The organism is Luteolibacter sp. Y139, assembly GCF_038066715.1.
Lineage (GTDB): Bacteria > Verrucomicrobiota > Verrucomicrobiia > Verrucomicrobiales > Akkermansiaceae > Haloferula > Haloferula soli.
The window spans coordinates 104286-120705 of sequence record NZ_JBBUKT010000012.1; the positions used below are offsets into that span (position 1 = coordinate 104286).

The window sequence follows — 16420 nt, forward strand, 5'->3', positions numbered from 1 at the left end:
CTAGCGGGCGTAGCTCATGCGATGGGCCATGGCGGCTTCTGCTACGAATAATGCAACCACCGCCCAAATCAGCGTGGTCCAGAATTCCTTCTTCACCACCATGCGGGCGTCGCCGCCGGTCGCGCTGGTGCGCGGCACCTCGGCAAGTTCGGTCATCACGGCGGGATCCACCGGTCGCAAGTCCGACTCACTGGAAGCAAGCTGCACCGCAAAGTCAGCTACCGGTTCATTCGCGACTTCGATCTGATAGACACCCGCCTTCTCCGTGGCGCCATAGCGAAGGTAGCTGCCCGACTCATCGCTGGCGACTTGGCCGGCGGTGCGGGCATTGGCAGCATCCGGTGCCTTCACCGTGAAATCCTTGCCAGCCAGCGAATCATCGACGGGCATGCGAAGGGTCTCTCCCGGAGCCAGATTGAGGTTCGCGCGGTTGCGGTCGTGGACGAATCCCGTGATGCGTTGAAGAAAGGGAACGAAGGCCGGATGCAGCGGCAGGTTCGTCCATTCACGAGTCAGGTTGGCATTGAAGAGCAGCACCGTGCCCTTGCCATGCCGCCACTCGGCGAGCGATGGCTTGCCATCGGCAAAGGCGAGCACTGTAGCCGCATCGCTCTTCAGCGTGAGAGGGCAATGCCGCGTGAACTTCACCGAGCCAAGGCCACCGTTCGACGATTCGTTCCAGAAGCGGGTGATCTCATGTGTGAAGCCATCCTTTTGCCATGCCACCGGCGCCTCGTTGGCTGCTGCTTCCACGGGTGCGCCCAAAGTGCCGGGAAGCATCTTCACCAGCCCCTCCGGCGTGCCTTCGGCTCCGAGCCCGCTGGCAGAGCCTGGGAAAACCACGACATTGCCGCCGCTCGTCACGTAGGTATCCAGTGCTTCCGCCGCCTCGCCTGTTAGACCGGCGGGCTCGCAGAGGAAGACGATCTCGGGTCGCTCGTCTTTCGCGGCGGCAATCATCGTCGCCAGTTCCGCAGCATTGGCGAATCGCGGCGCAAGGAAGTAATGCTCCGCCTGCTCGCGTGGCACCGGCACCAAGGCACGGGAAAGGAAGTAGCCCGCCTGTGCCATTGCTTCACCGGCCACAATCACCACGTCCATGCGTCCGGCGACGTCCAGCGCTACATTTCTCTGATTGTCGCACGCCAGTGCATCGGCTGGCACGGTGGCGGTGACGAAATGCGGACCGGCATCGGTGAAGCTGAGATTCATGGTCACCGCCTGAGTTTCACCGGGCGCGATTGCCGGAATAGTCGCCGAGCCCGCAGGCTGTGAGCCATCGATCGTGAAGTTCACCGCGAGCCCGTTCACCGGAGCAGCGCCGGAGTTTAGCACTTCCGCGCGGATGCGCACCGGCTGTCCGACCGAAGGAACGCCGCCCTCCTGACTCAAGCTCGTGATCCCGAGGTTCTCACTCGCCGCTTCTCCAACGACGACAGGCCGGATGACGATCTCCGGATGCTCGCGAGCCAGTAGCTTCAATTCATCGCGCTTCAGAAAGGCAGTGGCTTGGCCGTCGGTGTAGATGCGGATCTCGCGCGGATGGCCGGTTACGTTCTGCAGCGCTTCCACGGCCGAGCGCAGCGCTTGAGAGAAGTCGCTGGCGTAGTCGCTCACCACCGCCTCATCGAGGGACTTGCGGACCATCGCAAAGTCATTCTCCGGCTTGCCGATCAAGGGAACCGTCCGCGACCCAGCGAGATAGAGCCCGACCAATGACTGCGAATCCTGTTGATCAAGCCACGAGCGAATTTCCGATTTGGCGCGATCGAAGCGGCTTTGCGCGCCATCCGATTGTCCCATGCTTGCCGAGTGATCTAACAAAATCACGGCGGCCACCGGCTCGCTGCCGCCACCCACACCGAGGCCTTTCAATACCGGCCGCGCGAACGCGAGCACCGCCAGCGCGATCACGAGGCAGCGCAGGACCAGCAGGATCAGCTCATCCAGCTTCACGCGGCGCTGGTTCTTGAGCACCGCATCGTTGAGGAACCTCATTGCGCCCCAGGCGGTCGATTTGACCCGGAACTTGTTGAGCAGGTGAATGAGGATCGGCACGCCCACCGCGGCCAATCCACCGAGCACCCATGGAGAAAGGAAGCTCATGGCCTATTTGCCGACCTTCTGCCGGAAGGCGAGGTAGCCGCTCAGGGTTTCAGCGAGATCCTTGCCGGTATCGACCAGCAGGTAGTGGGCTTGATATTTGTCGCAAATGCGGCGGACGCGCGTCTGGAACGCCCCGATGTTTTCAAGATACGAGCGCCGGAAATCGTCGGGAGAAATCTTGAGCCGGTCTGCGCCTTCGAGATTGCGGAACTCCCAGGTTCCATCGAAAGGGAAGGTCAGCTCGTAGGGATCGAGCGTGTGGAAGACGATCACCTCGTGGCCACTGTAGGTGAAACGTTCCAGCGCGCGGCCGAAGCCTTCTTCATCATCGATGAGATCGCTGATGATGATGACGATGCCACGACGACCTGCTCCGCGAGAGACTTGTTGAAGGGCAGTGCCGAGATTGGTTCCGCCAGTGGCCTTGAAGGCGGAAAGGCGGTCCATGATGTGCTGGATCCGCTGGAGGTTGTCCGTACGTGGGATGGACTCACGGATCTCACCATCCACGAGCGCGAGCGCCACGGCATCGCGCTGCAGCAGGATGATGTGCGCCAGGCAGGCGGCCATGATCTTGGCGAACTGGAGCTTGGTCAGCTTGCCCGAGCCGTAGTTCATCGAGGCGCTGCCATCGACCACCAGATGAGTGACGAAGTTCGTGTCCTGCTCGTACTGGCGGATGTAGTAGCGGTCGGAGCGGCCGAGCACCTTCCAGTCGAGATGCCGCGTGTCATCACCCGGCGCGTATTCACGGTGTTGCGCGAACTCGATGGCGAAACCATGAAAAGGCGAGCGGTGTTCGCCGACACGATAGCCTTCAACGATCTTGCGCGCCATGATGCCGAGCGCTTCGCCCCGCGACACGGCATCCGGATCCAGTAGGTCAGCGTTCATGTTTCGGAACAGCCGCGAGGACGCGCTTCACGATCTCGTCCGAGGTGATGTTCTCGCTCTGCGCGCTGAAGTTCACCGCGATGCGGTGGCGCAGGATCGATGGAGTCACCGCCGCCACGTTGTCGCAACCGGCATAGACCTGGCCATGGATCATCGCATGCGCCTTTGCCGCCATGATCAGGCTGAGGCTGGCGCGGGGACCTGCGCCAAAGCTCAGGTAGCGGGCGCAATCGGCCAGCGCGTATTCCTCATGTGGACGGGTGGCGCGGACGAGGTTGAGCGCGTATTGGTACACGTGATCGGCGACCGGCAGGGCCTTCACGGTTTCTTGCATCGATTCGATCATGGTGCCGTCGAGCACGGCTTGGGGCTTTTCGCTCTTCGCGCCGGTGCCGCGCTTCATCACCTCAAGTTCCTCCTTCTCCTTGGGATAGCCGACGTGGATGAGGAACATGAAGCGATCGAGCTGCGCTTCTGGCAGTGGATAGGTGCCTTCCTGTTCCAGCGGATTCTGCGTCGCCAGCACGAAGAACGGCGATGGCAGCGGACGAGTGACCCCACCCACGGTCACGCGGCGCTCCTGCATCGCCTCCAGCATCGCGGCCTGCGTCTTCGGCGGGGTGCGATTGATTTCGTCGGCGAGCACGATGTTAGAGAACAAGGGCCCGGGGTGGAACTTGAACTCCTTCGCGCCGGTCACGGGGTCCTGATGAATGACCTCGGTACCCGTAATATCGCTCGGCATCAGGTCGGGCGTGAATTGGATGCGGCGGAAGGTGAGATGAAGCGTGTCCGCGAGCGTGGAAATCAAGAGCGTCTTCGCCAGTCCGGGCACACCGACGAGTAGCGAATGGCTCTTGGTCAGGATCGAGATCATGATCTGCTCGATCACGTCCTTCTGGCCAACAATCACCTTCTCCAACTCCTTCTGCACCGCGGCATACACCCGGCGGCATTCGTTGATGGCATCCGGAGTCACGGGAGCAACATCCGCCGGCTTCGGCTGGGCAAGGGTTTCAGACATGTTCATGGAAGACGGGTTCGGAGAATGTAGGACGCTGCCAGCGCGGTGGCAATCTCACCCCGGGGGCGCGTGTCAGGATGTGACGATATTTGCGGGCAGAACGTTGCTCCCCAATCGGGGGGAATTCACGACCGGAACCCTGCCGATCGTCGCGGGGAATCCTCTCGCTTCCAGACCCCTTCCGGATAATCTCCGTTGCCATCAAAATGAGACTTCATTTCAAGTCGCTCGCTGCCTCGCTGACCGCCCTTGGATTGCTCGGCTCCTGCGCGCTCATCACGAAGACCCCATCTGCGAGTGCAACGAAACGCAGCCATGGCCATGCCATCACCTTCCAGGCGGGAGAATTCCTGCCAGACCGGCGGCCGCTCAAACCGGAGGACAACCGGGATCTCCGCGAGATGGCACTCAGCCTTCCTATCTGGGACAGCAAGTCCGAGGAATCGGTCCGCTGGGTCTATCAGAACAGTTTCCCCGCTCTCAAAACGAATACCTGGAGAACGCCGACGGATGGAGGGCAGCTTCCCATCCAGGTGAAGCGTCTTCCGGATTCCTGGACGGGAGCCCAGAGGATCGAGCTTTGGACTCCTCCGTCGATGGCCGAGCGATCTCCACGAGATCGAGGTTGGACCTTCATCCTCAAGCGCAAGAAGGGTGGCTGGTTGGTCGAAAGGGGAGCCAACAAGAAAGAGTAGCCACCCCGCCAGTCCCAGCCATGCCAGTGGGAACGTGATGAATGGAAAAGCCGGGAACCGCTTGCGCAGTTCCCGGCCTCCTTGCCCATGATACGTCTGAAGGGGGCTACCGTTACGGGTTCAAGGTGACCTTGTAGAAGGCCTTGGCTCCGGCGGGCAGGCTGTTGTCCGTATAGGTCGTCGTTCCTGCGGCGCCCGGGAACGCGGCGTCCAAGGAAGTCCACGATCCGGCACCCAGGGTGGTGCTGCGTTCGATCTTGAACGTGACACCGGTGGCGCTCGGCCAGGTCAGGCTGAAGCTCGACGGGTCTTTCTGCAGCGCCGTGACCTTGAAGCCCGACGTGCCGTCGGCCGGATTCAGTCCGAGGCGGAACTCGGTGAGATTGTCCGTGCCGTCGCCATCCGGATCGGCACTTCCGGGAAGGGCCTGGGCAGCCGTTCCCTTCGCCTGATTGAGCTCACCGGCAAGGACCAGATCATCGCCACCGCCCCAGTAGAGGTCCTCCCAGAAGTCGCTGAGACCATCGGCATCGGTATCGCGGTCCTGAACGGACAGGGCCACCTTATCCACGCCGGGGAAGGTATTGCCGCCGCCGGTGTTCTTGAAGGCGACACCGAGCGACTGACCGATGCTGGCGTGGCCATTCGGCACCACGAATACCATCTCGTATCCGTCCTTGGCATCAGTCGTCACCTGAATGGTGCTACCCGGGAGCTGGACGATGCCGGAGCCCGTGTTCACCACCAGATAGGCACTGAGGGTGCCAGCAACGGTGCGGGAATAGGTCAGGCGAATCGTGTCGCCCGCCTTCAGCTGGTAGGAGGTCGGATTGTAGACCGCATTGCCCGACTGGAGGAAGGCGTGCTTGGCCCCATGACGGAAGGTCGAGGCGGTCGTCTCCGTGCCGCTGTCATTGGATGCGGTCGATTGCTCGGTCCAGATCGTCCAGTAGGTCACGTCCCCTGCCGCGGCAGTGTCCCAGTTGCCGGCCTTCGCAGCATTGACGGTTCCCGGAACGGGTCCGAGCAGTTCGAAGCTGCCATTGTGCTTGGTGAGACCGATCAGCTCATGGACGTTCGGCACGCTGTTGATGTCGTTCGGATTGGTGCCGTAGTAGAGCGCCTCCACGCCGTCAGCGAATCCATCGAAGTCCGAGTCCACGGCCAATGGGTTCGTGCCGTAGGTATTCACCTCGAGCCCGTCGTTCAATCCATCGCCATCGGTATCCGCGACGTTGGGATTGGTCTGGGTTCCCGTGGTCAGATTCATCTCCACGCCATCGCTCAGGCCATCGCCGTCGGAGTCGGCGAGATTGGGCTTGGTCGGCTGATTGCCGTAGAGCGTGTTCGCGGAGCCATTCAGTTCGACAAGCGTCGGGATGCCATCGCCATCGACATCACCCGCCGGTCCGGCGGCGCGGTCCGAGGCTTCGATCACGCCGTCATTGTCGCCCCACACGAGGTCTTCGTAGGTGTCGTCGTAGCCGTCGGCATCGACATCACTTGGAGTCACACCAAGCCGGACATTGTCAAAGGCTGCCCAGCTTGAGAACGACCTGAAGCCGATGCCGATCCTGCGGCCGATCGCCGGGCTTCCGGCCGGGATCTGGTAGCCCTTGAGCTGGTTGTTGCCCGCAGTCGTCGAACTGAACAGGGAGGCCGTGATCGGCTGGATCGCCCCGTTGGCGTCCTCATAGACGAGATAGGCGTCCAGCTGGTTGCCATTCGACTTGTCGAAGGCGAACCAATAGATGGTTCCCTGGGCGGCCTTGTAGTCGGTGAGGTTATACATCGCATTGCCGCTCTCCATGAAGGCATGCTGGAGGCCGGTGCCGCCTTCGACGCCGCTGTTGTTAGGCGTGGTGTTGTAGGGCGCCCATTCGGTCCAGTAGGTGACATCGGCTGCTCCGGCCTGGTCCCAGCTTGCCCGCTTGGTGCCGCTGGCCACTCCCGGTGGTGGTCCTTGCAACTCGAACTGGCCATTGCGAGTCGAACCATCGATCAGGGCGAACAAGCTCGGCACCACCGCGCGGCTGAACCAATCGGTGGGATTGGTGCGGTTGTTGTATTCGGTCGCATTGTCCTCGCCGTCGCCATCCGGATCGCCGGTGGCGATCTGAGCCAGCTCACCGGCCTCGATCACACCATCACGATCGCCGAAGTAGTACTCTTCCCAGCCATCGTTCAGGCCATCACCCACACCGTCTTCGGTATCCGGCCAGCTGAGGTTATTCAGCGGGCTGGTGAAGGAACTTTCCTCAAGCTCGTTGTTGGCGAAGTCGCCGTCGGAATCACCGCTGCCGGTCTCATCAAGATCGCCGAAGTAGTAGAGTTCGAAATCGACATCGTTCAGGCCATCGCCATCACGATCCGCCGAGTTGGAAGCGGTATCCTTCGGATTGGTGTGAGCCAGGAATTCCGCCAGATTGTTCTCGCCGTCCCCGTCATCCTGGGCGGTTGGTGAGGTTATCCCGTAGCGGGCTTCCCATGAATCCACCATGCCGTCGCCATCCGCATCGGTCGTAAGGTTGGTGACTCCGGTTCCCACCGCTTGCGCGACTTCGCGCTCCGTTTCGCCAAGGACGCCGTGCCAGATGCGGACCTCGTCATAGGTGGCGCTGGCGGTATTGTCCCCGCTTGAGGCTTGGCCGAGGGCACCGATGGCATCGCTAAGCTGGCTCAGCTGATTCGAGGTGTCGAAGGTGCCGCGCTGGGTCCATAGGGGAGAGTGCGAGGTAGGTCCATCGGCGGGTGCCTTGTACCAGACGACGCGGGTGCCGCTGGTAAGCGCGCCGCCGGTGAACTCGGCAGGAATCAAGGTCACCACGATGTGATACTTCTTACCCAGGACATAAGGCGCATTGGTCGAGGCCAGTGAAGGAGTGGTGACGAAATCCTTCCACTCGAGCTTGTCGGAGTTGAGGTTGGTTCCCTCGGTCCAATTCATGAACAGGTACTCCGAGTTGCTGCCGGCATTGAAATCGAAGATGCGGCTGGAGTTCTGCACCGCGTTCTGGGTGGCCCAGAGCTCGATCGTAACCGGGAATCCCTCGCTGATCAGATTGGAGCCCAGGTTGATTGCTTCCGAGGATGCCTTGGCTCCACCGGCGAGGGTGACGGCATCGCCCGAGAACGTGGCCGGATTCGCGGCTCCGGGATTGAGGATGGTGGCATTGGACGTGCCCACCGAGTCGTTGAGTTGGCCCGCACCGGTGGTGAAGCTCCAGCGGTGCTTCAGGCTCGCTTGATTCGGCTTCCAGGAAGCGTCCGCCGGCGAGGAGTTGCCGGTGTACTCGGCGAGGTCGGAGATTCCATCGCCGTCCTTGTCGGCACCTCCCAAGCCGCTGAGCTTGGTGAGATCGCCGGGGTAGAAGATATTTTCCCAAGCATCCGGCAGACTGTCTCCATCCACGTCGCCGGGGACGGAGGCGGCATTCTTCGGATTCGAGCCACCGGCATACTCCTGTTCGTCGTAAGCACCATCATTGTCGAAATCGCCGCCGGTGAAGAGCTTGGTAAGATCCCCGGGGAAGAAGCTGCGTTCCCAAGCGTCAGGCAAGCCGTCGGCATCGGAGTCCGCGGCGAAGGTCACCGTCTTGGTTGCCTGATTGTAGGTATAGATCCCGCTCCCGCTGTCGTACGTCCAGAGTCCGCTGACCGCGCTGCCGGACCATTGGAAGAAAGCCGGATCCACCACGGTGAATGAACCGGTATTGTAGCTGACGGCCTGGGTAAAGAGCGTGAAGCTCGAGCCATCCGGAGGATTGGTGACCGGCAGGTCGATCATCAGCAAACCGTTCATCGAGATCGCGCCGCTGCCGGTGATCTTGTCATTCACGCCATTCGTGGAACCCAAGCCGAGGCGCAGCACACCGCCGGTGGCGACCGTGAGCGGACCATTGACGGTGTAGGTCAAGTTTCCGTCGGGCTGCAAGGTGCCGCCCGAGGTGACGCTGATGGTATTGCTGCTGGCACCGAAGGCCGCGCTATTCGTGCCGATGAGCCGGCCACCACTGACGGTCAGCGTTCCCGCGAAGGTATTGGCATTCGAGAGCGTGAGATCACCACCGCCGATTTTGGTAAAGCCCATGGGATTGGTCGAGGCACCACCACCGGCGAGGTTTTGCACCACGCCGCTGATGAGGCTGGCACCCGCCACCGGATCAACGCTCACCGTCAGCGTTTGAGTCGCATCGGTAGAAAGGTCGGTTAGAGAAACCGTGCCGGACAACGTGGTCGTGCCGGTATTGTTGATGATGAGCGTGCGGCTGTTCGCGCCGTTGCTCAGGATGTAGGAACCGCTGAGGGTGAGATTGTTCGCACCGCCAAGGGTCGCGTTGTTGGTGGCGTGGACGATCGTGGTCGGCAGGGTCAATGGCGTGCTAGCCTGGAGGGTGGCGCGGAAGTCGAGAGCGCCGCCGAGAACGGCTGCATTGCCCACTTCGAGGATCCCCGCATTCGCCCGCCATGGGCAGTTGTTGTAAACGACACCGCCGATCGTTTGATTGAGGCCAGTGCCGGTCATCGTGCCGGTGAGCCCGAGGGCTCCCGGGCCGTCCTTGATGTGCTGCCGGGTTCCCGTGCCCACATCGACGGCACCGGAGAAGATCAGCTTGCCGCCCGCCGTGGTCGTGTTGACCGTGCGATTGCCTCCCGACATGTTGAGGTTGCCGCTGAAGGTGAGGTTGGAGTTCGCATCGGCGCCGGAGTAAGTGAAGTTCGTCCCGATCGTCTGGGCATTGGCGATCGTGATCGGAGCGCCCGAGGTGTTGTTGAAGCGCGGGTTGTTACTATAGACGATCGTGCCGGTCGAGAAGGCACCCGGATTGTTCACGTTGAACGTGGCGAATCCCAGCGTGCTAGTGCCGGCGAAGGTATTGTTCGCCGCCAAGGTGAAGACGCTGGCGACGTTGTTGCTGATCGGCTCGAACCGGGTGCCGGTGATCGCATTCGTACTGGAGATGACTCCGTTGAGAGCGAGGGTGCCGTTGGTGCCTTGATTGAAGCGGGCGGTGGTGGCGGCGGCTCCTCCGAGAACGATCGGTGCCGAGATGGTATTGGTTCCGCTGGTGTTTGCCGAGTGAACCGCGCTCGTGGTGGCACCGGTGCCAGTGCTCGTCAGCGTGAGCGCGGATCCGGAAATCGTGTAGCTTGCCGCCGCCGTGTCGGAGAATGCGATCCCTCCGATCGTGACCGGGGCCGCAACCGCAGGCTGAGTGGTGGCAGCACCGGTGAACGTGGCGACATCGGTGGTTCCAGCGGTTCCCGGAAAGCCGGTGGCCGGCGTCCAGCTTGCATCGGCATTCCAGTTGGTGCCGGTATTGGCCCAGGTAGCGCTGCCACCTTGGGCAGATGCACTGAGAATCGCCCATGCCGCAGGTGCGGCCAAAGTCACGTTGGCGAGGTGGAGGAGTTGGCTTCTTCGATTGGGTTTCATGGGATCTTGGGTAATTCGCGGTGGAGGTTCATCACCGATGGGTGCGGTGATAGCCCGGGGCAGGCGTGGATTCATCACGAGCCCGGGGGTTCAAAGCGGGCTTCCAACATCGCCAACGTAGAAGGCAACCCGGGTGATATTCACCCCCCATGAGGGTGGATCTGAATTACCAATCTGTTAGTCCACTCCATGCGCGATCAACGCGCACCGCAGCGACTTTCCTGAATCTTTCACCACAACGCCGAAAGTTCGTGGAATAGATTTCTGTTAGATTAAGGGCATCGAAAGACGCGGGAGCTACCAACGTGCGAAATCACGCTGCTCCTGCTTTGACAGGATCAAGGCTGCATGCCGACCAGCAGCGAGAACTCGGTGCGGTCATCGCCATTCTCAACGCGATAGAGCACGCGATTGGCACCGGCCTTGAAGTGGACCTTGCGATAGCCTTCATCCACTCGCCACGCCTTCGCGTCCTTGCCACTGCTCCACACCGGATCGCCATTGATCCAGATCTTCGAGTGATCGTCGCTGCCGATGGCCAGCCAGCGGTCGCAGTCCTGCTCGAAGTGGAGCTCGGCATACGCGTAGTAGATCGTGTAGCGGAGATTCGAGCGGTAGGCCGTTTGCTCGTCGAGACCGTCGATCTTGCGTGCCTGATTGTAGCCGCGAAAGGGCGGCATCACATTCGGCGCGGGGGAGTCGACCGTCTCCCATCGAATGGGAACCCCATTCTTGCCGGGATAGGTGGCGGTGAGATCGACGAGAGACTCAGGAGGAAACGAGGTATCGATGTTCGCCCGCTGCGGATTGTCGAAAGGACCGAGGACCTGCCAGTGATCGACGAACAACCAGGCTGGGGGCGGCGAAAACTCACGCTGATTCAGCAGGGAAAAAGCCGGCAGCGAGACCGTCTTCGCATCCAATGGCGGCGGCCCTCCCGGACCACCGGGCATCAGGCGGGTCACGCCTTCATCGCGGCCAGCCAGCAAACCGGTCAGGTCACGGGCGGGATCCTCACGGACGGCAGCGACGAAGGATTCGAGTTTCCCCAGCATCGCGCCGCGTTGCACGGCAGTCTCCTTCGCGATCACCAGACGACGGGCTTGATCCAACAAAGCGTGCGCACCGGCCACCACCGAATCGATCTCCGCACTCGCGCGGTCGTCCTGCGCCGAAAGCTCCGCACGCGGCAAGGGCGCGGGCTCCATCGATGCCATCGCCTCCGCCAGGGGAAGGCTGCGAGTCATGGCCAGATCCATCGCTTGGATCTTGCGGAAGCTGGCGCGAAGCTCTTGTTCCAACGCGATGGCGCGATGGTAGGCATCGGCCCGGAAATCCGCAGTGGCCGCGGTACCAAGCGCCGCCATGGCATCGTTCACACATTGGGAATTGGCGAGCGAGGGAAAGTCCTTCAAGGCAGCAGCTGCAGCGACTTGCAGGTTGATTGCCTGGCGTTGGAGTTCGACGAGCTCGCGCTGCAGCCCGATCACCTTGAGATCTTCGGGAGTGGGCGGCGTGGGCTCGCGGGAAAGGACCGCTTCGAGTTCAGCAACCTTCGGGGCGTGCTTGGCCAAGGTGGAAGCGGCGGAAGCGAGTTGCTTTTCGGCATCGCCCTTGCGCTTCGAAAGATCCGCCAGCGCACGGGTCACGGTGACCGCCTCGCCTTCCAGTCGAGAGCGGGTCGTTTCATCTGTGGCAACGGCCAGCTCATGAGCCACGCTTTTCTGCATCGCAGCCAATTCGCTCGCACGGCCGGTCATCGTCTCGAGGTCGCGAGGAATCTGCGCAAGGCGGCGTTCGGCGCGCTCCTTGTTATAGGTGTGGTGGTCATATTCGCGCTCGCTGGCGGTGCGAAGACGCGAGCCGCGGGCAAGGTCGCGGGCAGCGATCAGTTCGCCCAGCTTGGTGCCGATCGAAACCTGGGCCTCGCGGGCCGCTTGCTGTGCGGCCACGGCGGGATGGCCGGGATGGAGCAGTGAAAGCTCGCCGAGCGCTCTCTGTTGGGAGGAAAGGATTTCCTCCTGGCACCCAGCGACCAACTCGTGCGCTTGAAAGACGCGATCGAAGTTCACGTTCGCGCGTTTCGCGGAAAACTCGGTGAGGTCGCCCAAGGTGCCCTCGAGCGCCTGTGCGATCTTCCGCTGGGCGGTGAGGGCGGCATCCTGCATCACTGCAACTTCACCGGCGGCCCGTGGGGCGATGGTGGCCACATGCAGGGAAAGTTCGTCACGCTTGGACGTTTCGAGGCCGGAGAATTCCTGGCGCACCGCTTCCAGCTGCCGGAGGCCCTCTGCCAAAGAGGAGGCCAGATGTTCCCGGCGGGCCTCCTTCTCCGCGTGCGACCGCTGCATCGGCACCGCGACGCCAATGGCGGCCCCGATCACGAGCACGGCCACGGCGGCACCGCGCTTCACGGCGCGGCGGCGATGGTTCACGGGCTCGGGTTTCTGGGACATCACGGAGGCCTCTCAAAGGAGCGGCAGAAAATGAAGGCACGGCAAGGGAGGATTTTCGCCCCCCCGTGCGGGTGGAAGTGGTCCGCACGCCGTGGAAACGGTTGCCCGGAACCCGCCGTAGGAGTCATAGTACCGGAACCATCCGCAAAACCGCCTTCGCTTCGCTTTCATGGGAAACCCTTTCCGCGCGGCCGCCATCCGCCTGCACGTCTGCCTCGCCCTCGCGGTGGCAGCCGTCGCGCCGCTACGGGGAGCATCGTACTTGAGCCGCGCTTGGCAGACCGGCGAAGGCATGCCGAGCAATGTGGTGAATGGCGTGGCTCGCGACGACAATGGCTTCCTCTGGATCGCGACGGGGAATGGCGTGGCGCGTTTCGATGGGCTGCGCTTCGAGCTCTTCTCGCTGCCCGATGGCCTGCCGGACACGCAGATCCACTCGCTGCACATCGACCGCCGCGGCCGGGTCTGGGTGGGCACGCGGAAAGGTGCGGCGTATCGCGAGAATGGAACGTGGCACATCCCGGCGGGTGTGCCGGTGGAGCAGATCTATTCGCTCGGCGAAGCACAGGACGGCTCGATCTGGCTCGGCATGTATCAGGCGTGCTGGCGCTGGGCGGAAGGAAAGGCCACCCAGGTGGATCTCGGCGACATCCCGGCGGACACCCGCAGCTTCCTGGATGATGGCTATGGCGGCCTGTGGATTCTCACCCGCGGCCACCTGTGCCGCTGGCATCCTGACCGGCCCGGCGAGGCACGCTCGGTCCCCGGCCCGTGGAATGGCTACGAGCTTCGCCAACTCTGCCGCGACGGCGAAGGCCGCATGGTGATCGCGGGCACGGGCCTCCTGCTGCGCCAGCGTGGCAGCACGTGGGAAGATCTCGGCGAATCGATGCCCGGCGGCCAAGCGGGGCCGAACCTCGCCTGCTCTGCCGGACCGAATGGCGAGCTGTGGGTCGCGACCCGTGACCGCGGTGCGCTGGTGCTGAATGACGGCAAGTGGACCACGCTTGATTCGACCGGCCAGCTTTCGCTCGATGACGTGCGCGCATTGGTGATCGATGACGACGGGCTGGTCTGGCTCGGCACCAATGGTGGCGGTCTCAACCTGCTGCGCCGCCGGCCCTTTGAAAGCTTCGCCGCGAAGGAGGGCCTGGGGCGCACGGTGACCTCCGCGCTGGTCATCGATCGCGATGGCACGGTGTGGGCAGGCACCGATGGCGCGGGCATCTTCCGGCTCCAGAACCACCGCTTCGTGCCGGCGTTCTCCTACTTCGAGCAGCCGGACAAAGGCCTGATCTGGTCGCTGAGCACCACCCGAGATGGCACCCTGTGGGCCGGCACCTATCGGGATGGCCTGCTGCGAATCCGCAATGGCGAGATCGAGCGGCTGGCAGTAGCCGAGGCCGGCTTTGAAAAGGAAGTCTCCGCCCTTCATGAAATGCGCGATGGCTCGCTGCTCGTGGGCGTCCAGAAGTTCGGCATCCACCGCCTGAAGGATGGCAGCTTCGATCCCGCCTACCGTGGTCCGGAAGGTCCGGAGATGCGCTTTCACGACACGCTGGAAGACCGGGACGGCAATGTGTGGGCCGCCTGTGGATCGGACGGCCTGTGGCGGCGAGTGGACGGCAAGTGGACCCGCGTGGGTGAAGAGCCGGGGAAGGACGTCCTGAATCCGGTGGCGTTGTTAGAAGACAGCGGCGGCGATCTCTTGATCGGGACGCTGGGCCAGGGACTCGTCCGCTTTCGTAACGGCGCGATGACCCGCTGGGACACCGACCGGGGACTGGTGAGCAGCACGGTGGTGCAGTTGTTAGAAGACAACGGGAAGAACCTGTGGCTCGGCACCGACGCCGGTTTGCAGCGGCTATCTCGCGATGAACTGGAATCGGGCATCCGCTTTTCCGGGATCCGCCTCGGTCGCGAGGACGGGCTGCCGACGCCGCAGTTCAGCGGCGAGCACGGCAACCTGTGTGCGAAGGCAGCGGACGGCACCCTGTGGTTCTCACTTGCTTCCGGTGCGATCCATCTCGACCCGAAGGACTTCTCGAAAGCGCCGCGCGCGCCGGTGGTGCGGATCGACTCCGCCGCGACGGACAGCGGGCAGCTTTGGGACCGCTCGCGGCCGCAGGCGCTGGAGCAGATCGAGGTGCCCGCTGGCGCTGGGACGCTGCGGATTCGCTTCACCTCGCCGGAATTCGTCGCGCCGGAGCGCGTGCGTTTCCGCTGCCGCATGGACGGCCTGGAGAAGGAGTGGCAGGAGATCGAGGGCGCGCGCACGGTCAGCTACGCCGCGCTGCCGCCGGGCGAGTATCGCTTCGACCTGATGGTCGCCGGCCGCGATGGCTCGTGGAATCCCAAGGCAGCGACGATCCAAGTACGACAGGAGCCGTACTTCTGGCAGCGGCTCGCTTTCCAATTCGCCGCCTCGGTGGCCACGGCGATGCTGCTGGCCACTGTCGTCTACAAGTGGTCCCGCCGCCGGCTGCGCCGGAAGGTCGAAGCGCTGCGCCAGGAACGCCGCGTGGAAATGGAGCGCGCGCGCATCGCCCGCGACCTGCACGATGACCTCGGTGCCAGCCTCACCGAGATCAATTTCCTCGGCACCCTTGCCGGTGTAGCGATGGAAGCAGGCCCGCCGCGCGACAAGGTGCTGGGCATGGTCGAGCGAGCGCGCCACATGGCGAAATCGCTGGATGAGATCGTGTGGACGGTAAATCCGCACAACGACACGCTTTCCTCCACGGTTCATTACCTGTGCTCGCGGGTCCGCGAAAGCCTCACCGCCGCCGGCATTCGCTGCCGGCTGGAGGTGGATGAGGACCTGCCCGAGTGCACGCTGGATTCCCAACAGCGCCACAACCTGCTGATGACCGTGAACGAAGCCGTGAACAATACCATGAAGCACTCGGGCGCCACCGAGGTCGGCCTGACCTTGCGCTGCCGCTATGGCCGATTGCTCGTGGACATCGTGGACAATGGCAAGAGCTTCGACCCTGCCGCCGCTTCGGCAGAGCGGAATGGTCTCCTCAACATGCAGCGCCGGATGGAATCGGCCGGCGGCACCTTTCAAATCACATCCGCGCCCACTGGCACCGTGGTCGCGCTCGAACTCCCGCTCACGCTTCCCAAATGAACCGCATCGCCATCGTCGAAGACAATACCACCGTCCGCGCCAGCCTCGCCGAATTGGTCGAGTCGATCCCGGGTTGCGAATGCGTCGGCACCTTCGCTTCGGGCGAAGAAGGCATCCGCCTCATCCCGAAGCTGACGCCCGATCTGGTGATGATGGACATTCACCTGCCGAATCTTTCCGGCATCGAGTGCACGGCGAAGCTCAAGCAATTGCTGCCCGAGCTGCGGGTGCTGATCCTCACGGTCTATGAAGACGGCGACAAGATCTTCGACGCGCTCAAGGCCGGCGCGAGCGGCTACATTCTCAAGCGCAGCAAGCCCCAGGACATCATCGAGGCGATCCGCGAAATCCTCGCTGGTGGCGCACCGATGACGCCGGAGATCGCGCTCAAGGTCGTGGAATCCTTCCGCAAGACTGCCGCTGCTGCTCCCGCGGAAACAGTAAATCTGTCCCGCCGCGAAATCGAGGTGCTCCAAGGGCTGGCCAAGGGTCTGGCGAACAAGGAAATCGCCGATGAACTGTCAGTAGGGGTCGAGACCGTCCGCTGGCACCTCAAGCAGATCTACGAAAAGCTGCACGTCCGCTGCCGCACGGAAGCAGCGCTGAAATTCCTGGGGATGAAGGATGTCGGTGGCGGGACATGAAGGGAGCTTGCCGAAACATCGGCATGCTGAC

8 protein-coding genes are annotated in these 16420 nt (G+C 62.8%); 3 read left to right on the forward strand and 5 right to left on the reverse strand.

What is annotated here, in order from left to right; translation table 11 throughout:
- From WKV53_RS23905 to WKV53_RS23915, 3 genes are read right to left on the reverse strand one after another with little or no spacing between them, the layout of a single operon-like run.
- Positions 1-2106 carry a BatA domain-containing protein gene (locus WKV53_RS23905; protein WP_341407347.1) on the reverse strand — a complete coding sequence of 702 codons (2106 nt, stop codon included), beginning with the start codon at positions 2104-2106 and terminating at the stop codon, positions 1-3.
- Between the two features lie 3 nt (positions 2107-2109).
- Entirely contained in the window at positions 2110-3000 is an 891-nt protein-coding gene (locus tag WKV53_RS23910; protein WP_341407348.1) for a DUF58 domain-containing protein, read from the reverse strand.
- A complete protein-coding gene (locus WKV53_RS23915; protein WP_341407349.1) occupies positions 2990-4024 on the reverse strand; it encodes an AAA family ATPase in 1035 nt (344 codons plus the stop codon). The genes WKV53_RS23910 and WKV53_RS23915 overlap by 11 nt, the downstream gene beginning before the upstream one ends.
- Before the next feature lie 206 nt (positions 4025-4230).
- Here WKV53_RS23915 and WKV53_RS23920 point away from each other — a divergent pair, with 206 nt between their 5' ends.
- A complete protein-coding gene (locus WKV53_RS23920; protein WP_341407350.1) occupies positions 4231-4719 on the forward strand; it encodes a hypothetical protein in 489 nt (162 codons plus the stop codon).
- Between the two features lie 112 nt (positions 4720-4831).
- On the opposite strand, the gene WKV53_RS23925 is transcribed toward WKV53_RS23920, so the two are convergent.
- Both WKV53_RS23925 and WKV53_RS23930 read right to left on the reverse strand, forming a co-directional pair.
- The gene (locus WKV53_RS23925; RefSeq protein WP_341407351.1) at positions 4832-10156 is read right to left on the reverse strand and encodes a beta strand repeat-containing protein; all 5325 of its coding nucleotides are present in this window, start codon (positions 10154-10156) and stop codon (positions 4832-4834) included.
- Positions 10157-10494: 338 nt separating this feature from the next.
- Positions 10495-12612 (reverse strand): coiled-coil domain-containing protein, encoded by a 2118-nt coding sequence (locus WKV53_RS23930; protein ID WP_341407352.1) that lies wholly within the window; start codon positions 12610-12612, stop codon positions 10495-10497.
- A 169-nt stretch (positions 12613-12781) separates the two neighbouring features.
- Here WKV53_RS23930 and WKV53_RS23935 point away from each other — a divergent pair, with 169 nt between their 5' ends.
- Positions 12782-15745: a sensor histidine kinase gene (locus WKV53_RS23935; RefSeq protein WP_341407353.1), complete on the forward strand. Its 2964-nt coding sequence runs from the start codon at positions 12782-12784 to the stop codon at positions 15743-15745.
- Entirely contained in the window at positions 15742-16389 is a 648-nt protein-coding gene (locus WKV53_RS23940) for a response regulator (RefSeq protein ID WP_341407354.1), read from the forward strand. The genes WKV53_RS23935 and WKV53_RS23940 overlap by 4 nt, the downstream gene beginning before the upstream one ends.
- The last annotated feature ends 31 nt before the right edge of the window (positions 16390-16420 follow it).

Excerpts from the sequence above, each read along its gene's own strand:
- WKV53_RS23905 (WP_341407347.1), bottom strand. The coding sequence starts at position 2,106 with ATGAGCTTCCTTTCTCCATGGGTGCTCGGTGGATTGGCCGCGGTGGGC.
- WKV53_RS23910 (WP_341407348.1), bottom strand. The coding sequence starts at position 3,000 with ATGAACGCTGACCTACTGGATCCGGATGCCGTGTCGCGGGGCGAAGCG.
- WKV53_RS23915 (WP_341407349.1), bottom strand. The coding sequence starts at position 4,024 with ATGTCTGAAACCCTTGCCCAGCCGAAGCCGGCGGATGTTGCTCCCGTG.
- WKV53_RS23920 (WP_341407350.1), top strand. The coding sequence starts at position 4,231 with ATGAGACTTCATTTCAAGTCGCTCGCTGCCTCGCTGACCGCCCTTGGA.
- WKV53_RS23925 (WP_341407351.1), bottom strand. The coding sequence starts at position 10,156 with ATGAAACCCAATCGAAGAAGCCAACTCCTCCACCTCGCCAACGTGACT.
- WKV53_RS23930 (WP_341407352.1), bottom strand. The coding sequence starts at position 12,612 with ATGTCCCAGAAACCCGAGCCCGTGAACCATCGCCGCCGCGCCGTGAAG.
- WKV53_RS23935 (WP_341407353.1), top strand. The coding sequence starts at position 12,782 with ATGGGAAACCCTTTCCGCGCGGCCGCCATCCGCCTGCACGTCTGCCTC.
- WKV53_RS23940 (WP_341407354.1), top strand. The coding sequence starts at position 15,742 with ATGAACCGCATCGCCATCGTCGAAGACAATACCACCGTCCGCGCCAGC.